22 protein-coding genes are annotated in these 16,657 nt (G+C 63.0%); 17 read left to right on the forward strand and 5 right to left on the reverse strand.

Translation table 11 applies throughout. From position 1 onward, the window contains the following. Positions 1–2: 2 nt before the first annotated feature. The 15 genes from fliF to SZ64_RS09130 all read left to right on the forward strand — a co-directional run bounded on the left by fliF (position 3) and on the right by SZ64_RS09130 (position 10,378). Positions 3–1,187, forward strand: coding sequence for a flagellar basal-body MS-ring/collar protein FliF (gene fliF, locus SZ64_RS09060; protein WP_054530522.1), 1,185 nt, complete (start codon positions 3–5; stop codon positions 1,185–1,187). Between the two features lie 10 nt (positions 1,188–1,197). Continuing rightward, on the forward strand, positions 1,198–1,557 hold the full coding sequence (locus SZ64_RS09065) for a hypothetical protein (RefSeq protein ID WP_206742903.1): 360 nt from the start codon (positions 1,198–1,200) through the stop codon (positions 1,555–1,557). Continuing rightward, positions 1,554–2,261, forward strand: a complete 708-nt coding sequence (locus SZ64_RS09070; protein ID WP_054530524.1) for a hypothetical protein — start codon at positions 1,554–1,556, stop codon at positions 2,259–2,261. The genes SZ64_RS09065 and SZ64_RS09070 overlap by 4 nt, the downstream gene beginning before the upstream one ends. After that, complete coding sequence (locus SZ64_RS09075; RefSeq protein WP_054530525.1) at positions 2,258–3,580, forward strand: FliI/YscN family ATPase; 1,323 nt, start codon at positions 2,258–2,260, stop codon at positions 3,578–3,580. The genes SZ64_RS09070 and SZ64_RS09075 overlap by 4 nt, the downstream gene beginning before the upstream one ends. Beyond that, the gene (locus tag SZ64_RS09080; RefSeq protein WP_054530526.1) at positions 3,573–4,028 is read left to right on the forward strand and encodes a hypothetical protein; all 456 of its coding nucleotides are present in this window, start codon (positions 3,573–3,575) and stop codon (positions 4,026–4,028) included. The genes SZ64_RS09075 and SZ64_RS09080 overlap by 8 nt, the downstream gene beginning before the upstream one ends. Then, positions 4,025–4,951 (forward strand): hypothetical protein, encoded by a 927-nt coding sequence (locus SZ64_RS09085; protein ID WP_054530527.1) that lies wholly within the window; start codon positions 4,025–4,027, stop codon positions 4,949–4,951. Before SZ64_RS09080 ends, SZ64_RS09085 begins: the two co-directional genes overlap by 4 nt. Further along, positions 4,951–5,397, forward strand: a complete 447-nt coding sequence (locus tag SZ64_RS09090) for a flagellar hook capping FlgD N-terminal domain-containing protein (RefSeq protein WP_054530528.1) — start codon at positions 4,951–4,953, stop codon at positions 5,395–5,397. The genes SZ64_RS09085 and SZ64_RS09090 overlap by 1 nt, the downstream gene beginning before the upstream one ends. Before the next feature lies 1 nt (position 5,398). Next, positions 5,399–6,574: a flagellar basal-body rod protein FlgF gene (flgF, locus tag SZ64_RS09095; RefSeq protein WP_054530529.1), complete on the forward strand. Its 1,176-nt coding sequence runs from the start codon at positions 5,399–5,401 to the stop codon at positions 6,572–6,574. Beyond that, positions 6,571–7,323 carry a FliM/FliN family flagellar motor C-terminal domain-containing protein gene (locus tag SZ64_RS09100; RefSeq protein WP_054530530.1) on the forward strand — a complete coding sequence of 251 codons (753 nt, stop codon included), beginning with the start codon at positions 6,571–6,573 and terminating at the stop codon, positions 7,321–7,323. Before flgF ends, SZ64_RS09100 begins: the two co-directional genes overlap by 4 nt. Then, on the forward strand, positions 7,317–7,595 hold the full coding sequence (locus SZ64_RS09105; protein ID WP_054530531.1) for a FliM/FliN family flagellar motor switch protein: 279 nt from the start codon (positions 7,317–7,319) through the stop codon (positions 7,593–7,595). Before SZ64_RS09100 ends, SZ64_RS09105 begins: the two co-directional genes overlap by 7 nt. A gap of 1 nt (position 7,596) precedes the next feature. Beyond that, positions 7,597–7,959 (forward strand): hypothetical protein, encoded by a 363-nt coding sequence (locus SZ64_RS09110; protein ID WP_054530532.1) that lies wholly within the window; start codon positions 7,597–7,599, stop codon positions 7,957–7,959. 104 nt (positions 7,960–8,063) lie between these two features. Then, a complete protein-coding gene (gene fliP, locus SZ64_RS09115) occupies positions 8,064–8,675 on the forward strand; it encodes a flagellar type III secretion system pore protein FliP (protein ID WP_241773013.1) in 612 nt (203 codons plus the stop codon). Further along, on the forward strand, positions 8,672–9,433 hold the full coding sequence (locus SZ64_RS09120) for a sigma-70 family RNA polymerase sigma factor (RefSeq protein ID WP_054530533.1): 762 nt from the start codon (positions 8,672–8,674) through the stop codon (positions 9,431–9,433). The genes fliP and SZ64_RS09120 overlap by 4 nt, the downstream gene beginning before the upstream one ends. An 11-nt stretch (positions 9,434–9,444) precedes the next feature. Then, the gene (locus tag SZ64_RS09125; RefSeq protein ID WP_156313588.1) at positions 9,445–10,014 is read left to right on the forward strand and encodes a hypothetical protein; all 570 of its coding nucleotides are present in this window, start codon (positions 9,445–9,447) and stop codon (positions 10,012–10,014) included. A 13-nt stretch (positions 10,015–10,027) separates the two neighbouring features. Beyond that, entirely contained in the window at positions 10,028–10,378 is a 351-nt protein-coding gene (locus SZ64_RS09130) for a hypothetical protein (RefSeq protein WP_054530535.1), read from the forward strand. Positions 10,379–10,404: 26 nt separating this feature from the next. On the opposite strand, the gene SZ64_RS18570 is transcribed toward SZ64_RS09130, so the two are convergent. The 5 genes from SZ64_RS18570 to SZ64_RS09150 all read right to left on the reverse strand — a co-directional run bounded on the left by SZ64_RS18570 (position 10,405) and on the right by SZ64_RS09150 (position 13,458). Further along, the gene (locus SZ64_RS18570; RefSeq protein ID WP_156313589.1) at positions 10,405–10,698 is read right to left on the reverse strand and encodes a hypothetical protein; all 294 of its coding nucleotides are present in this window, start codon (positions 10,696–10,698) and stop codon (positions 10,405–10,407) included. 141 nt (positions 10,699–10,839) lie between these two features. Beyond that, positions 10,840–11,607, reverse strand: coding sequence for an arsenical resistance protein ArsH (gene arsH, locus SZ64_RS09135; protein WP_054530536.1), 768 nt, complete (start codon positions 11,605–11,607; stop codon positions 10,840–10,842). Further along, positions 11,607–12,680 carry an ACR3 family arsenite efflux transporter gene (arsB, locus tag SZ64_RS09140; RefSeq protein WP_054530537.1) on the reverse strand — a complete coding sequence of 358 codons (1,074 nt, stop codon included), beginning with the start codon at positions 12,678–12,680 and terminating at the stop codon, positions 11,607–11,609. The genes arsH and arsB overlap by 1 nt, the downstream gene beginning before the upstream one ends. A 10-nt stretch (positions 12,681–12,690) precedes the next feature. Continuing rightward, positions 12,691–13,113: an arsenate reductase (glutaredoxin) gene (gene arsC / locus SZ64_RS09145; protein ID WP_054530538.1), complete on the reverse strand. Its 423-nt coding sequence runs from the start codon at positions 13,111–13,113 to the stop codon at positions 12,691–12,693. Positions 13,114–13,128: 15 nt separating this feature from the next. Then, complete coding sequence (locus SZ64_RS09150; protein WP_054530539.1) at positions 13,129–13,458, reverse strand: metalloregulator ArsR/SmtB family transcription factor; 330 nt, start codon at positions 13,456–13,458, stop codon at positions 13,129–13,131. Between the two features lie 130 nt (positions 13,459–13,588). On the opposite strand from SZ64_RS09150, the gene SZ64_RS09155 reads away from it, so the two are divergent. Next, positions 13,589–14,401, forward strand: coding sequence for a TauD/TfdA family dioxygenase (locus tag SZ64_RS09155; RefSeq protein ID WP_054530540.1), 813 nt, complete (start codon positions 13,589–13,591; stop codon positions 14,399–14,401). Next, on the forward strand, positions 14,401–15,825 hold the full coding sequence (locus SZ64_RS09160; RefSeq protein ID WP_054530541.1) for an amidohydrolase family protein: 1,425 nt from the start codon (positions 14,401–14,403) through the stop codon (positions 15,823–15,825). The genes SZ64_RS09155 and SZ64_RS09160 overlap by 1 nt, the downstream gene beginning before the upstream one ends. Positions 15,826–16,657: the final 832 nt, after the last annotated feature.

Consider the following 16,657-nt stretch of genomic DNA (forward strand, 5'->3'; position numbering starts at 1 on the left):
GCATGGAACGCAGGCAACTCATTGTCTTCGGCGGTATTTTCGCAGCCATCCTGGCGGGCTTGGCGCTCGTCTGGTTCGCATTCCTGCGGCCGGGCTATGCCGTGCTCTACGAAGACCTGCGCGAAGCGGACGCGGCCGAAATCGTCGCCGTGCTCGACAAGCAGGGGATCGAATACAGGCTGGAAGATGGCGGCCATCGCGTGATGGTGGGGCAAGGCGATGTCGGCCGCGCCCGCGTGCTGGTGGCCGGATCGGGCGCTGCCACTGGCGGCACAGTGGGGTTTGAACTGTTCAACGAGGCCGATATGGGCCTCACCGAATTTGCCCAAAAAGTGAACTATCAGCGCGCGCTGCAAGGGGAACTTGCTCGCACCATCATGGGCATGGACGGGATCGCCTTTGCCCGCGTTCACTTGTCCCTACCGGAACGCACCCTGTTCCGCGCCAACCAGACCGGGCCGAAAGGCGCAGTCACCCTACAGACCGAAGGCAATGCCGCGCTGGACGCTGCCCGCGTCACGGGCATCCAGCAACTCGTCGCCTCTGCCGTGCCCGATCTGCCTGCCCGGGAAGTCGCCGTACTGGATCATCGCGGCCGGTTACTAAGCGCCTTGCCGGTGGAAAGCACCGCCATGCCCGGCGAGTTGGACGAGCGTTCCGCGCTGGAGGAATATTACCGTGCCAGAGTACGCGGTGTGGCGGAAAAGCTGATCCCCGGCGTTCCCTTCGACGTGCGGGTTCTGGCCTTGCCCGGCGGCACAGGCAGCGGCGAGACAGCCCGCAATTTCAGCCTGCGCATTGCCCTGCGCACCGAAATGGAACTGGCTAGCGAAGACCAGCAAGCGCTGCAGGGTGCCATCAACGAAGCCGCCGGGCTTACGCCGCAAAATGGTGACATTTTGCGCTTCGAGACCGGAACTCTGGAGGAAATAGTTCCGCAGGGACAGGCTGCGCCCGTTGCTGCCGAACAACCTCCTTTAGCCCCCATTCCCACACCCGCGCCGTTTGCCCTCTCTCCAAGCATATTGGCCAGCCCGTGGCTGTGGGGCCTGCTCAGCGTGCCCTGCGTCCTGATCCTCATCGCACTGCGCCGCCGCAGCCGCATGACACCCGAAGAACAGCAGAGTTTCGCCGAGTTGCTGGGAGAGAAGATGGCACTCGCGGAAGGCCAAGCCGATGGACGGTGAGGCTAACGATATGAACGCATTGCTCAAACGCTGGCACGCTCTGCCCGTGGGCGACCGGACAGGAATTCTTGCCCGCATGGAACACGCGCAGCGGCAGGCGTTCGAACGCCTGGTGGTAGCGGGCGAGCGCGAGAGAGCCGAGGCAGAGGCACGCAGCCGCCGGTTTCAGGCCTGTTCTCCCTGGCTCGCTGACCTGCTGGATGCCTGCGAGAAAGACGCCCCACTCGCCCATCAACTCACGCCGCAAACACGGGCCGCACTAATCGCCGGGCATGAGAAGGCCGCCGGATTAACAGTAGCACCTGCGGGTCAGCCGACACTGGTGTCCCTCGCCCGAACCTTCTTCAATGGCTGGAGGGCACGGGTATGAGCCGCCTGCTAAAGGCGGGCGATGCCCGCATGGATTCCAGCGTCCGCCCGCTTGCCGTGGCCTGCGCGGCCCGGCTTCATACATCGCCCGTCCCTGCCCCCACATTCACGGAACCGCCTGCAGCCGAAGAAGCTCTGGACCGCCAATGTATCGAGCTTGAAGCTACCATCGCCGACCTGCGCCACCGCATTGCGCAAATGGAGGAGGAAGCGGACCACCGTGAAGATGCCGCGTTTGAGCGGGGCAAGCAGGACGGGCTGGATCATGTCGCCGGAGAAGAAAGCCGCCGCCTCGAACTGCTGAGCGCTTCGCTCGCCAAACTTCAGGCTGACAACGCAAAAATTATCTCGGAATGCGAAATCCTCGCCGTCCAACTCGCACGAACCGCATTAGGACGAATCTTCGGCGACGAGACCCTCCATGCCGAATTGGTGGGAGAGACACTGGCTCATCACCTCGCCCTGATCCAGCAGGACTTGGTGCGCCGGGTGCGCGTCTCGCCTCGCGACTTCCACTCGCCCGAAGACCTTGCTGCACTGTCGGATCGTCTCCCGGGCATCTCGGTAATCACGGATCAGACGCTCGTTTCCGGCGAATGTGCTGCCGACCTGATGCTCGGCACACTGGACACGGGGCTTTCGGGCCAATGGAAGCGCCTGAGCCAGTTCTTTGACCGGTTGACCGAAGAGGAAGCCGCATCATGAGAGCGCATCCCTTCCTCGTGCGCCTCGGACAAGCGGAATTCGCTCGTGCCACCGGTCGTCTGACTCGAATTACCGGCGAATTTCTGGAAGCCGATGGCCCCATCGCCAGCGTGGGTGATTATTGCGAGGTCGGCGCGGCCGATGCGTCGGATAGGCTGCTCGCTGAAGTTGTGGCGGTCGAGGCTGAGAAGCTACGCCTCGTGCCGATAGGCCCACTTCCTCGGCTGGCACTCGGCGCGGCACTCGCCCGGGCGCATCACGTTGAAGACATCCCGGTAGGGTCAGGCTTCGGCGGTCGCGCAGTAGACGCTCTGGCTCGCCCATTGGACGGCAAGGCTCCCATCCATCACGAAGCCCGACAGAAGCGCGCTGGGCGCCCGCTCCCGCCGCTGGATCGCGTATCGCCTGCGCAGCGGATCGAGACCGGCATTCGTGCCATCGACGCCCTGCTGCCGTTGGGCGAAGGCCAGCGCGTAGGCATCTTCGCCGCCGCCGGCGTAGGCAAGACCAGCCTGCTGGAACAGATCGCCCGCCAGTCTGCGTGCGACCGGGTGGTTCTGTGCCTGGTGGGCGAGCGCGGGCGCGAAGTGGATGTGCTTTGGCAGATGCTGCGTGAGAGCACCAATTCCGCCCGTTCGACCCTGATCGCCGCGACCGCCGATGAAAGCCCCAGCCTGCGGCTACGCGCCATCGAACAGGCAGTCGGCCTTGCCGAGCATTGGCGCGACGAGGGCGAGCACGTATTGCTGCTGGTCGATTCCATCACGCGTGTTGCCCATGCCCTGCGTGAACTTGGCTTGGCCGCCGGCCTGCCTCCAAGTGTGCGCGGGCTGACCCCCAACGTATTTTCCGCGTTACCGCGCCTTGTTGAACGATGCGGCGCATCTCGCAGCGGCGGCGCAATCACCGCCGTTTTCACCGTGCTGAGCGAGACGGACGATGTCGATGATCCGGTAGTCGAACTGATGAAGTCAGTACTGGACGGCCACATCGTGCTGTCGCGTCAATTGGCAGAAAAACGCCATTTTCCAGCCATTGACCTGTCGCGCAGCGTCAGCCGGCTCGCCGGGGACTTGCTCGATGAGGCGGAAAGCTCCTCATGCGGCGAGGCTCATGCCCTGGTCGCCACCTATGAAGAGGCCCGCCCGATGATCGAAAGCGGCCTTTATCGCAGCGGGGCGAGCGACCGGATCGACCGCGCAATTGCGCTTCAGCCCGCGCTCACGGCTTTTCTGGGCCAAGGCACAAGGGAGCATTGCGGGCTGCAGGAAACGCATGCCGCGCTGACCCGCATCCTTTCAGGAGGCAGCCATGCGTAACAGCCGGCACCTCCACCATCGGCTCGACCGGATTGCCGTGCTTCAGGCGCTAAAGACGTTGGCCAGCCGGGGCGAACTGGCCGAGGCTCAGGCCGCAACGATTGAGGCTCAGGCACGGCTCGATGACGGCCAACGCAATGTCGCTGCGAAAGAACGCAAAGTGCACGACATGCAGGCAGCCGAGGCCCTCGACTTCGCGGGCTGGCGGGTCGCGCTGGCAGTTCTGCGTGATCTCTCCGACCGCCGTGACCGCGCAGCCGGGATCGCTCGGGATTGTGAGAGCCGTGAGGCCGCACAACGCGAGCAATGGCGGCGAGACCATAAGCGGGAAGAGCTTGCGACTGCTTTGCTGCGCAAGGTCGGCAAGCGCCTCGCCGACAAGAACGACGAAGCGGCGATCCTCGAAGCGGCAAGCCTGCGTTTCCTTCTGACGGCGATCGCGGAATGACCATTACACTCGTAACCCAGCCCGCGTCCCAGCAATCGTCCAGCGCTCCTACGCCAAGGCGTGCGGCAGCCGATGAATTGACAACGTCTGGCGATTTCGCGGAACTGCTGGCCGGCCTGCTCAGCGCGCGGCAGGAAGCCGGCGATCATAGGCTGCCAGTTTCCAGATTGCTGGATGCCAAGCAGGAAGAAGCGGCCAGGCAGGCGGCAGCGCTGGCGCCCCTGCCCGGGACCCCGGCAGAGGCATTCAGTGCGGCAAGGTTGCTGGTCGATCTGGCGCTGGATTTCCCGTCCGATCACATGGCGCACGGCGACAATACGAGCATGCGCGTCGGCGAATTGGACTCGAAGACGGCAACACCACTCGCAGAACGCCTTGGTGCAAGGCATCCGAAAACGCACGCGGGCATGCCGTCTGCGACTGCCTCTACAGCCGGCCCCCCTGAAATGCGGGCGCGGCCTGCGCAGTCGACACTATTAAATCGGCCAGCGTCGGTCGCATCGCTCCTGAATGCTTCCGGCACCATCGTGCAACCTGTCGGAAGAATGACCGCCGATGGGACAGCCTTGCGCATCCAGAGATCGGCATGGAATGCCGCCCTGCCGCCTGCCATACCCGCCCGACCAGCGATCGTTTCTGGCTCGTCGTTCGGTCAACAAATCCCGTCTCAACAAAGCGCCACAGCCGGACCACAATGCGGATCCGCACCCGATCAGGCACAAGGCGCGCCTGCGGGCCGCACATCGCCATTTGGGGCACAGCTCATCTCGGCAGAGGGCGGACTGCGGCTGGTGCTGCGCTTGCCGAAACTGGCCGAGGGAGAACGCGCCGGGCTCGAAGCGGCACTGAGCCAGCTGCTCGAACGCCACGGCCATCGCCACACAGCCATTGTCATCCATGAAATCACCGCAGGGCAAGACTGATGGCCAGTAATCCCATCGACGCATTGGGCGGAAGTGCGACCGGCACATCGGGCACACAATCGACGCAGAGCGCCACCGATGCCTTCGGCCTCGGTTTTGAGGACTTGCTCAAGATTGTCCTGACACAGCTGACCTATCAGGATCCGCTGAAGCCCATGGACAACTTCCAGTTCGTCTCCCAGCTCGCCCAGTTTTCGCAAATTCAGCAGACACAGCAGATGTCGGAAAGCCTGCAAGCGCTGGTTTCCGCCCAGTCGACTGCCCAGGCCGCCAGCCTGCTCGGCCGCACAGTGGAAATCCCCGCCGGCTCGGTGACGCTGTCGGGCAAAGTCACTGCCATCGCCTTCAGCACAAACGGGCCGAGCCTCACCATCACTACCTCCAGCAACCAGACCATCTCGGACATCAGCCTGAGTTCGGTCTCGAAGATCAGGGAGACCAACTGACATGTTCGGATCAATCTATATCGGGCTGAGCGGCCTGAATGCCTATTCCGAGGGGCTCAAGACCGTCAGCAATAACGTCAGCAACCTCAACACCACGGGCTTCAAGGCGTCGGAAGTCAGCTTCTCGGACGTCTATGGGTCCGGCAGTTCGGGCGGACTGGATTATACCTCTTCCGGCGGCCAGGCGGGCCACGGCGTCAGCCTCGACGACATTGCGCTCAATTTCGGACAGGGCGAATTGCGCCAGACCGATCGCGACCTCGATCTCGCGATCGACGGGGGCGGCTTCTTCGTGCTGCTGGACGGTAGCCAGACGCTCTATACGCGCACTGGCAGCTTTGCGGTGGACGATGACGGCTACATCGTCCTTTCGGGCACGGATTACCGGCTCGCAGTGCTGGACAATAGCGGCCGTCCGGTCAGCCTGAACATTGATGCCGCACGGACCAGCCCGCCGGAAGAAACCACGAAGATCACCTTTGCGGACAATCTCTCCTCCACGGCCACGGAATACACCATCGCCGATGTCAAAGTGTATGACGAGCGTGGCGAACAGCACTTGTGGACGCTGAAATTCACACGCGAAGAGACTGTTTTCGACGAATGGACTCTCAAGGTCACAGACGGAACAGGAGCAGAGATCGGCACCGAAACGCTGAAATTTCTGGCGGGGATCGCCGATCCTACCACCCGCACGCTGACCTTCACGGAAGGGTCCAGTGGCCTGTCGGTGGACTTCGATTTCAGCGCGGTGAATTCCTATTCTTCCGGCTCCGTCAGTTCGCTGCGCGCAGCCGATGTGGATGGCCATGGCACCGGGTCCGTCACCAGGCTGGCAGTCAACGCCAAGGGCCAATTGGAAATCGCCTATAGTAACGAGGAAACGAAGGAACTCGGTGCCATTGCGCTGGCGGACTTCCGCGATCCGCAGAAGCTGGAACAGCGCAGCAGCGGGCTGTTCGCCCATAATGGCTTCGGCCAGGTGCAATACCTTTCCGCGGAAGACAGCCGCGTCGGCACGATCCTCAGTCGCCGGCTGGAAGCCTCGAACGTCGATCTGGGATCGCAATTTGCCGAACTGATCCTGATCCAGCGCGGTTTCCAGGCCTCGTCGCAGATTATCAGCGTTTCCAATGACATGATCCAGCAGCTCTTCGGCATCAGAGGCCAGGGATGAGCGGCACGCCGACTCTCTGGTTGCCGGAAAGTGCGCTGCTGGATGCCCGCACGGCCGGGCAGGCAGTGCGCTGTATTCAGGAATGGGCAGGCGAATGGTGCGCTTCCGCACAGCCGGACCTGCCACCGCGCTGGGAGCAAATCGAGCCGGGCGCCCTGGGGTTTGCCGCCGCCTATCGTGGCCGTGGTTTCCGGCTGACACTGCGCCAAGATGGACGGTTGGCACTCGCCTCGCTCTTGCTCGGCCGAAACCTGAGCGCGGGCGATCTGCGAACCGCTCAAGATCGCGCGGTGATCGACTACCTGTTGGACAAGGCCATGGGCGCACTCGGCGCGAAGCTCGATACAGCCCTGCCGGATGCTCGGGAGGCAGAGGGCGATTGTTTCGGCCTGCCCGTCCTCTCCGCAAGCGGTGAAACTCTGATGCGGATCGAGGCCGGAAGGGGATTGCTGGCCGCATTGGCGCTCGGCTGGGCGGGATCACCCCGCAGGCGCCCGCCTCTGCCTGCCCGCAGGCCTGCCCTTGCACCGCAAGGCCTGCGCCTGTCTGCCCGGCTGGGCACGAGCAGACTCAGCTTGCCGCAGATCGAAGCGCTGGAGGCCGGTGACGTGCTGACGCTCGACACGGCGCTCTCCGCCCCGCTCGACGCATTGATCGACGATGTCTCAGCCGCCACTGGCGCCCTTGGCCTGATAGCGAGCGAAAGCGGCATCCAGTTCCAGCTCACAAGGCCCGCAACCCAATGGTAGACGACGATACCGCGATTTCCGCCCAGACCGCCCCCGCCGAGCTTCCCACCCGGCTGATCGACCATGTCGAAGTGGATGTGGAAGTGATCCTGGGCGAGGCCCGTGTTTCAGTCGCGCAATTATCCGCCCTGTCGACCGGCGACCTTGTGCCGGTCGATCGCCAGCTTGGCGAAGCTGCCGAAATCCGCGTGAACGGCCGCGTAATCGCCCGCGGAGAAATCGTCAGCGTGGACGACAAATACGCGATCCGCATCACCGAGATCGGCGGATAGCATGCCGCGCATCGCCGCCATTGCCCTGTTACTTGCCTTGCCTGCGCCTGCTGTCGCGCAAGGTTTGACAGGAGGTTCTGCGCCGGATGTTCCCTGGCTGAGACTGGTGCTGGCCTTCGCATTCTGCATTGCCGTCGCCTTTGGCGCTGTGCTGCTGTTGCGGCGGCACCAGCGCGGCGGCGGGCCGGTTTTGCCAATCGCCCTGCTGGAACGACGCACCGGTGGCCCGGCAAGGCGCCTCAGCGTGATTGAAACCCGCCGGGCAAGCCCCAACGGTGATCTGTGTCTGGTGGAGTGCGATGGCGAGACATGGCTGCTTGTCCTCACTCCGGCTGGCACCACGGTTCTGAAAGGGCCGCAATGATGCGCCCTGGTCGACCAATCCTTTGGGGGATTGCTGTGTGTGCCGCAGCCACGGCCAGCCCTGCATTCGCTGCCACTGCGGCAGGCGGACAAACGACGGAAGCCGTGCGGATCGCTGTGATCCTGGCCGTGCTGGCGGTCATCCCCGCACTTCTGATCAGCACCACCAGCTTCATCCGCATCGTGGTGGTTCTGGCCATGGTCCGCCACGCATTCGGCATGCCGCAGACGCCGCCCAACGCGGTGCTGACCAGCCTCGCCCTGTTCATGACCGCCTTTGTCATGGGTCCAACGCTCACCGAAGTGAACCAGAAGGGCCTCCAACCGCTGCTGAACGGCACACAGGAGCTGACACAGGCCATTGACGGGGGCTCTGGCCCGCTGCGCGATTTCATGCTGGCCCACACGCGCGAGAGCGACCTTGAAATGGTCTATCGCATGTCAGGCAGCCCCCTTCCCGCCACGCCGCAGGATGTCGAACTGCTGAAGCTGACGCCCGCCTTCATGCTCAATGAACTGCGAGTTGCCTTCACCATCGGCTTCGTGATCCTGCTGCCCTTCCTGCTGATCGATCTGGTGGTGGCCAGCATCCTGCTGTCGCTGGGCATGATGATGGTGCCCCCGGCAACCATCTCGCTGCCGGTCAAAGTCCTGATGTTCGTGCTGATCGACGGCTGGAGCCTCGTGCTGGAAGGGTTGCTCGGCAGTTTTACATGACGGTGCGCAGATCAGGCGGCCGCAGGGACGCTCTGCGAGGCGTGGACCTGCTGCTGCAGCCTGATCGTGTGGAAGCCGCCCTGTGGCGCCATTTCGCACAGGCGCGCAGTCAGGAAGGCCGCCAGCGGCTGTTCGAGCATTATCGGCCTTTTGCAGCCCAACTCGCCGCCCGGCAATTCACTCGCCGGGCACCCGGCAATTACGATCGCGGCGATGTGGAGCAATTGGCTTATGAAGCGCTGATCCAGTCGATTGAGCGTTTCGAGGCCGTGCGTGGTGTGCCTTTCGAGGCATTCGCCCGCATCCGTATCAACGGCCATATCGCCAATCACCTTGGGCAGGCGAGCGAAGCGGCAGCCTATTATCGTTTCCGCCAGCGCGTGGAGCGCGATCGGCTGAAATCGCTGCAACAGGGGCAGGACGCCATTTCCGATCCCATCGCGGCCCTGTCTGCCCTTTCCGCCACAATCGCGCTGGGGCTGATGCTGGAAGGGGACCGGGCGCGGGAAATGGAGGAAGTGGCCGATCCTGCCCCTACGCCCTATGAAAGCCTCGCCTGGCGGGAATTGCAGGGCCGGGTTCGCGATCTGATGGATAGCCTGCCCGAACGGGAGGCATTCGTGATCGGCCAGCACTACCGCAACGGCGTGAGCTTTCAGCAGATCGCCCTGCTGATGGGCATCAGCAAGGGGCGCGTATCGCAAATTCACAAAGCCGCGCTGGACAGGCTCCGGGGGCTGGCGGCAAAACTGCGCTAGGAGAAGTGAAGATGGAATTATGCGGCGACGAAGATATGGCTTTGCTGGTCAGGCAGATGCAGGCCAGCGATACGGAGGATCTGGCCGCAGTTGACGCCATGCTGAAGCGGTTTCCCCAAGATCCGCGGCTGCACTTCATGCGCGGATCGATCCTTGCGGGGCGCAAGCCGCCGCAGGAAGCTCATGCAGCCTTGGCCCGCGCGGTGGAACTGGCGCCTGACTTCGCCATTGCCCGCTATCAACTCGGCTTCTTCGAACTGACGTCGGGCGAGGTGGACAAGGCGCTTTCAAGCTGGGGCCCGCTCATGCGCCTGCCGGAAGATTCCTATCTGCGCAAATTCGTGGAGGGGCTGACCCATCTGGTGCGCGACGAGTTCGAACCAGCCCTTGCCCGTATGCGCGAAGGGATCGCGCTCAACCGGGAAAACGAGCCGCTCAATGGCGACATTCGCCTGCTGATGGCCGAATGCGAAAGGGCGATGAAGTCCGGCGGCGCGGCGGCTTCCGAGGGCGAGGAATCCGATCTGTCGGCCACGTCCCTGCTGCTCGGCCAGTTCTCCGGCGGACCCACCCGGCACTGACGGGGCGGAAGAAATGACCCGCATCTCCAATGTCGATCAGGTGCTGTTGCTGCTTCGCGAGCAATTGCAACGCCTCGACAAATCCTCCCGCTCCCGCAAGGGCAGCGCACCTTCCGCCAGCGGCCCTCAGCGCCGCCCGCCCGCCGCCGGGCGCGTGGAAGCCGTGCTGCGGACCGACGATCTCTCGGACGAAGACCTCGCCCGCACTCTGGTAACCGCTCTGCTGGTCGATGAATTCGGCGAGGGTGCAGCAAACGATCCAGCCTTCCAGCGCATGGCGAGCGAGGTTCACCGTATCATCGCGAGCGATCCGCAAGCGGCGGGGATGCTGGCCGAGGCGCTGAAGGGGGTGCGAGGGGCTTAGGGGTGTGCGGAGGCTGTTTGGGGTGGCTAGCGGGCGTTTGTCACATCATCCGTGTTGTCGGCTATTCTGCCTCGATATTTGAAGTCCGGTTGATCCATGTCCTGCCCACAGTCGCTCCAGCGCAGGGAAGAGGCGTCAACAACTTCGCCACCCATGTGTGCCACAAAGGCGGCAGTAAGCGCGGCTTTGTGACGGCTATATTCGGGCAGGTTTGGATTAATGTTGTCTGCCAACAATAACCACTCGACAAATTGAGAAGCGTGAACAGGTCCGCTTGGAGGAATGAGCGTCGTAACATGAAGGCGCTGCCCGTGCTTCATGCACCCGCAGAAGCCCCAAACAACACACGATGTATGCATTAGAGCGTCGAAACCCGTCTTATTCATCGGCTAGCTTTAGCTGGTCGAGCCAGTATCCGCTATGCTGTCGTCAGCAGACACCCCTTTCGCCCTTCGACAGGCTCAGCGGGAACGACTAGCCTGCCCAGCACTCCCGCCAGCCAGCCCCGCAGCCTCCACTGGGGTATCAACCGGCTCGCCGCGATCTTTTCGCTCGGAATAGCGGTCCACCAATTGCTCCGCATGGGGGCGCATCAGCACGGTGAAGCGGACCAGTTCCTCCATCACGTCCACGATACGGTCGTAATAGCTGGAGGGTTTCATCCGCCCCGCCTCGTCGAATTCCTCATAGGCTTTCGCCACGCTCGACTGATTGGGGATCGTCACCATCCGCATCCAGCGGCCGAGGATACGCAGGCTATTCACGCTGTTGAAGCTCTGCGATCCGGCACAGACCTGCATCACAGCGAGCGTGCGCCCCTGAGTGGGGCGCAGGCCCTTATAGGCGAGCGGCAGATGGTCGATCTGAGACTTCATCACCCCGGTGATCTGGCCATGTCGTTCCGGGCTGCACCACACCTGCCCTTCGGACCAGAGCGAATGCTCGCGCAGTTCATGCACCGCAGGGTGATCGTCCCCCGGCACCTGATCGGGCAGAGGCAGATCGGACGGGTCAAAAATCCGCGTTTCGCAGCCGAACAATTGCAACAATCGCGCAGCCTCTTCCACCGCCAGCCGCGAATAGGAGCGTTCGCGCAGCGAGCCATAAAGCAGCAGGATACGCGGCGGCGGATCGAGGGCGCCCAGCCCGGTTGCGGGCGAGCGGTGGAGATATTCCGGCTTCAGCGCCGGGAAGCTTACCGGATCGGGCAGGTCACGCAGGCGGTTCATTATGTGCGCCCTCCATCCGGCATCGTATCGGCGAACCAGCGGCGGCCGATCCACAAGGCGACATTGACCAGCGCGATCAGCACCGGCACCTCCACCAGCGGGCCGATCACTGCCGCAAAGGCAACCGGCGAAGCGAGGCCGAAGGCCGCGATGGAAACCGCGATCGCCAGCTCGAAATTGTTCGACGCCGCCGTGAAGGACAGCGCCGTGGCGCGCGGATAATCGGCCCCCGCCAGTTTCGAGAGAACGAAGCTGAGCAGGAACATGGTGACGAAGAAAATCACCAGCGGCACGCCCACTTTCACGGCGTCCATCGGCAGGGCCAGAATCTCTCCGCCCTTCAGGCTGAACATGGCGACGATAGTGAACAGCAGCGCGATAAGCGTGACCGGGCTGATCGCCGGCAGGAAGCGCTGATCGTACCAATCGCGGCCCTTACGGGCGATCAGTGTGCGCCGCACCAGATAGCCTGCCGCGAAGGGCACGCCCAGATAGGTCAGCACTGCCTTGGCGATAGTGGCGAATTCCACATTCACCACATGCGCCTCCAGCCCGAACACGGGCGGAAGCACAGTCAACAGCAGCCATGCATAGGGCGTGTAGAAGAAGATCTGGAACAGCGAATTGAACGCCACCAGCCCGGTGACATATTGCGGATCGCCATGCGCCAGCTGGTTCCACACCAGCACCATGGCAATGCAGGGCGCGATGCCGATCAGGATCAGGCCCGTCATATATTCAGGCGAATTGCCAAGGAAGGTGACCGCCAGCGTGAACATCAGCGCGGGGCCGACGATCCAGGCCAGCAGGAAAGACAGACCCAGAATCCGCGTATCGCGGAACACCCGCCCCAGTTCCTCATATTTCACCTTCGCAAGCGGCGGGAACATCATCAGGATCAGGCCGATGGCGATGGGTATATTGGTGCTGCCCCATGAAAGTCTCTCGATAGCCCTGGGCAGCCCTTCAAAAGTCGATCCCAGCGCCACGCCCAGCGCCATGGCAAGGAATATCCACAAGGTGAGATAGCGATCGAGGAACGAAAGGCGTTCCCGCCCGGCAATTGCAGTCATGACGTGTCCCTCAGCCGGAAATGCGATTACCGGCGGCGTCCACCACCTGTTCGCCATCTTCCTTGGTGAAGGCGCCCTGCTGGGCAGGCAGCAGGTCCAGCACCTCTTCCGAAGGACGGCACAGCTTCACCCCCAAAGGCGAGACGACCAATGGGCGGTTGATCAGGATCGGATGCTCCATCATCGCATCGATCAGCTGGGCATCGGTCAGGCCCGGATTGCCAAGCCCAAGCTCGGCATAGGGCGTGCCTTTCTCGCGAAGCAGGGCGCGCGGGGCGATCCCTGCCCGCGCGATCAGCCCTTCCAGCATGGCGCGCGAAGGGGGCGTCTTGAGATATTCCACCACATGCGGCTCGATCCCTGCATTGCGGATCATGGCCAGCGTGTTGCGGGACGTGCCGCATTCGGGATTGTGATAGATCACGACGTCCATTTGGGTTTGCATCCTTCAGCAATAATCCAGTTCGGCCAGCAGCGGGCGGCACAATTCCGCATTCCCGCCGCAACAATCCTTCGCGAGATAGACCATCAGCGCACGCAGCCCCGCCAGATCGGCGCGATAGCGGATAGTGCGGCTCTGCCGCTCCGCGGTGACCAGGCGGGCGCGGGCAAGAATGGCCAGATGGGAGGAGAGCGTATTCGCCGGCACATCCAGCTTCTGCGCGATCTCGCCTGCAGGCAGCCCCTCAGGCTCATGCCTCACCAGCAGGCGAAACGCCTCCAGCCGGGTCTGCTGAGCAAGGGCCGAAAGGGCATCGAGCGCATCTAGCGAATCCATATTTCGAGAATTATCGAATCTTTCGACATGCGCAAGCCCGGCGGCCGAAAGAATTTGAGCGCGGCCCATCAAGATAGGTCAGAGTTTCAAAGGCAAGTTCGCCGCCGGACATAATGGAGTGCGCCTGGCGATGGACCTGCCTTTCGACGTCGAACTGCTCACCCCCCATATGGGCGCCATCATCACCGGCGTGGACATCACCGGCCCGGTGAGCGAGGAAATGGCGACTGCCCTGCGGCAGGCGCTGGCCGATTATCTGGTGATCTTCTTCCGCGATCAGGTGCTGAGCCATGAGGCGCATCGCGATTTCGCGCGGATTTTCGGCCCGCTGCATATCGGCAAGGCGGCGGCGGCCTGGGCGATGAAGGACTATCCCGAAATCGTGGCCATCCATGCCGATGCGGATTCCAAATATGTCGCGGGCGAAGCCTGGCACAGCGACATGAGCTGCGACCCGGAGCCGCCGCTTGGTTCCGCGCTCTATCTCCACACCGTGCCGCCCACCGGCGGGGACACGGCCTTTTCCAATATGTTCGCCGCCTATGATGCGCTATCGGACAAGATGAAGGCCTATCTGGAAGGGCTGACCGCCACGCATGATGCCCGTCGCAATTTCGGCGACATCGCCCCGCCCGGATCGGAACTGCCCAAATCGTCCCACCCGGTGGTGCGCACTCATCCCGTTTCGGGCCGCAAGGCGATCTTCGTGAATGACGACTTCACGACCAAGATCGACAACCTCCCCCGCGAGGAAGGCGATGCGATCCTGGCCTATCTCTACCAGCATGTGCAGCAGCCGCAGTTCCAGTGCCGCTTCCGCTGGAAGCCGCATTCGGTGGCCCTGTGGGACAATCGCTCGGTCCAGCATTCCGCCATCTGGGATTACTTCCCGCAAACCCGATCCGGCTTCCGGGTCCAGATCGCAGGGGACAAGCCGTTCTGATGACCGACACCACCGCCCCCACGCCCACCCCGGTCGACACCCTCATCCGCAATTGCATGGTGGTGACGATGAATGCCGAAAGGCAGATCATCACCGATGCCGCCATTGCCATCACGGGGGACCGGATCAGCCATGTCGGCAAGACCTCCGACATCCTGCCCCTCGTCACGCCAAGGGAAGTGGTGGACGGCAGCCGCTTCGTGATGACGCCGGGCTTCGTCAACGGCCATATCCACATCACGGGCGAGCCGATCACGCGCGGCTTCGTGCCTGACGATACGGGCTGGCACGAGAATGTCTGGCAATGGCTCGTCCCCCTCTATCAGGCGCAGGAGCCGGAGGAGGAGGCAACTTCCGCCACGCTCGCCGCGCTGGAGATGATGCGCACCGGCACGACTTCCTTCCTCGAAGGCGGCACGGTGCGCCATATTGGCCCGGTGGCCGAGGCCCTGCACGCCAGCGGCATTCGCGGTCGCATCGGCAAATGGACGGAAGACCGCGCCTTCGACCCGTCCGAAAGCCAGACAGCCAAGACCGACGCCGCCATCCGCGCCATGGAAGAAGCCGTGGCCAGCCTCACCGGCAGCGATGGCACCGGCAGCGATGGCCGGATCGACGTATGGCCTCTGCTGGTCGGCCACGTCACCGCGACCGACGAGATGTGGCAGGCCGCCGTCGCGCTGGCCAAATCCAAGGGCGGGCGCGTGGCTGCGCATATGAGCCCGGTCGAGGCCGATCCCGAATGGTATCTGGCCAATGTGGGCCGCCGCCCGATCATGCATCTGGCCGAAATCGGCGCGCTCGGCCCCGAAGTCTGCCTCACCCACGCCGTCCATCTGGACGATGCGGAAGTGGCCGCCCTCGCCAGCTTCGGCGCCAATGTCGCCCATTGCCCCATGTCCGGGCTGAAAGGCGCCTATGGCCTTACCCCGGCGGGCAAGTTCCCCGAATTGCAGGCCGCGGGCGTGAACCTGATCCTGGGCACGGACGGCAACAATAATTCCAACAGTTCCGACCTGATGCGCGCCTCCTACCTCGTTGCGGCCCTGTTCAAGGACGCAAGGCGCGACACCGCCGCCTTCCCCGCGCATGAGGCGCTGACCATGCTGACCCTCAACGGCGCAAAGGCGCTGAACATGGCGGACAGCATCGGATCGATCGAGGTGGGCAAGAAGGCCGACCTCGTCCTCCACGACACGCAGCGGCCCGAATGGCAGCCCCTGTTCAACGTGGTGAACCAGCTGATCTGGTCAGCCGACGGCAGGGGCGTCCACTCCGTATGGATCGACGGCAAGCGCGTGATCGACAATCACCGCTCCACCACTATCGACGAGGAAAAGCTCTACGCCGAAGCCACCCGCGCCGGCAAAGCCGTGATCGCCCGCACCGGCCTGCCGGACAAGCAGGTCTGGCCGGTGGTTTGAGGCGCGAGTGATCCGCCCCCCCTTATCCGGGGGGTGAAGTGTCACCCAAAAGTGACGCAGAACGACCGGTGAAACTTTTCGCCCGATCCTCCCGCAAGGCCCGGTTTCGAGCGGTTTTTCGGCCTTGCCTGTTGGATTGGGTGTGACCTTTCGTTTTGCCGTTTCGTGCAGCCTGCGCGCGGCCCGGAAATCCGGGCTGCTGCGGCCGCGAGAGGCGTTCGGCGAGGCGAAAATGAGGCTGTCCATCGCGCAGGATAAACGCGATTTTGGGGTGTGTAGGAAAGGATTTATTGCAACATTTCAAATATCGCGTTTCCTAAGGCAGCCTGCGCCGACATTTTGGATGTTCAGGCTCCCGATCCAGCCCCCCATGAGCAGCCCATCGTTCATCCCCGTTTCGATGACGCGAACAGGGACGTTCCTGCCGGTCACCGCCATTAATGGAAACGTCCAATTTCGCCGAAACCGATCATCGATGGAGCTTGGCCTGCCCTCCGAACGTCCCCCGACCATAATGAGTGTCAGCGGTTAGATACGATGGGCCCCGCGCCCTACCAGTCTGTACGATGCCGGGCACCAGTCGAAGCATGCATGCAGCCTCCGCCATTGACATTTTCATTATAATGGGCATTTAGGGCACATATCTAATGCCCCTATGGGCATCGCGCGGATTCTAACGGCAGTTAGGAAAAAGCGCTGGAGCTACGGCTTCAAGATCCGCTGGTCCTTTCATGGACCTTTCGCTTCGGTTGCGACCTGAGCGAAACGATGGGCTTCCGGTCCATCGACCGGCTGATGAGCGATAGGGTGTTGATTGGATAATCGCCGCACA

The sequence above is a fragment of the Erythrobacter sp. SG61-1L genome (assembly GCF_001305965.1).
GTDB lineage: Bacteria > Pseudomonadota > Alphaproteobacteria > Sphingomonadales > Sphingomonadaceae > Andeanibacterium.

Bases quoted from the DNA above. Each gene is read 5' to 3' on its own strand.
- fliF (WP_054530522.1), top strand. From the start codon at position 3: ATGGAACGCAGGCAACTCATTGTCTTCGGCGGTATTTTCGCAGCCATC.
- SZ64_RS09065 (WP_206742903.1), top strand. From the start codon at position 1,198: ATGAACGCATTGCTCAAACGCTGGCACGCTCTGCCCGTGGGCGACCGG.
- SZ64_RS09070 (WP_054530524.1), top strand. From the start codon at position 1,554: ATGAGCCGCCTGCTAAAGGCGGGCGATGCCCGCATGGATTCCAGCGTC.
- SZ64_RS09075 (WP_054530525.1), top strand. From the start codon at position 2,258: ATGAGAGCGCATCCCTTCCTCGTGCGCCTCGGACAAGCGGAATTCGCT.
- SZ64_RS09080 (WP_054530526.1), top strand. From the start codon at position 3,573: ATGCGTAACAGCCGGCACCTCCACCATCGGCTCGACCGGATTGCCGTG.
- SZ64_RS09085 (WP_054530527.1), top strand. From the start codon at position 4,025: ATGACCATTACACTCGTAACCCAGCCCGCGTCCCAGCAATCGTCCAGC.
- SZ64_RS09090 (WP_054530528.1), top strand. From the start codon at position 4,951: ATGGCCAGTAATCCCATCGACGCATTGGGCGGAAGTGCGACCGGCACA.
- flgF (WP_054530529.1), top strand. From the start codon at position 5,399: ATGTTCGGATCAATCTATATCGGGCTGAGCGGCCTGAATGCCTATTCC.
- SZ64_RS09100 (WP_054530530.1), top strand. From the start codon at position 6,571: ATGAGCGGCACGCCGACTCTCTGGTTGCCGGAAAGTGCGCTGCTGGAT.
- SZ64_RS09105 (WP_054530531.1), top strand. From the start codon at position 7,317: ATGGTAGACGACGATACCGCGATTTCCGCCCAGACCGCCCCCGCCGAG.
- SZ64_RS09110 (WP_054530532.1), top strand. From the start codon at position 7,597: ATGCCGCGCATCGCCGCCATTGCCCTGTTACTTGCCTTGCCTGCGCCT.
- SZ64_RS09120 (WP_054530533.1), top strand. From the start codon at position 8,672: ATGACGGTGCGCAGATCAGGCGGCCGCAGGGACGCTCTGCGAGGCGTG.
- SZ64_RS09125 (WP_156313588.1), top strand. From the start codon at position 9,445: ATGGAATTATGCGGCGACGAAGATATGGCTTTGCTGGTCAGGCAGATG.
- SZ64_RS09130 (WP_054530535.1), top strand. From the start codon at position 10,028: ATGACCCGCATCTCCAATGTCGATCAGGTGCTGTTGCTGCTTCGCGAG.
- SZ64_RS18570 (WP_156313589.1), bottom strand. From the start codon at position 10,698: ATGAAGCACGGGCAGCGCCTTCATGTTACGACGCTCATTCCTCCAAGC.
- arsH (WP_054530536.1), bottom strand. From the start codon at position 11,607: ATGAACCGCCTGCGTGACCTGCCCGATCCGGTAAGCTTCCCGGCGCTG.
- arsB (WP_054530537.1), bottom strand. From the start codon at position 12,680: ATGACTGCAATTGCCGGGCGGGAACGCCTTTCGTTCCTCGATCGCTAT.
- arsC (WP_054530538.1), bottom strand. From the start codon at position 13,113: ATGGACGTCGTGATCTATCACAATCCCGAATGCGGCACGTCCCGCAAC.
- SZ64_RS09150 (WP_054530539.1), bottom strand. From the start codon at position 13,458: ATGGATTCGCTAGATGCGCTCGATGCCCTTTCGGCCCTTGCTCAGCAG.
- SZ64_RS09155 (WP_054530540.1), top strand. From the start codon at position 13,589: ATGGACCTGCCTTTCGACGTCGAACTGCTCACCCCCCATATGGGCGCC.
- SZ64_RS09160 (WP_054530541.1), top strand. From the start codon at position 14,401: ATGACCGACACCACCGCCCCCACGCCCACCCCGGTCGACACCCTCATC.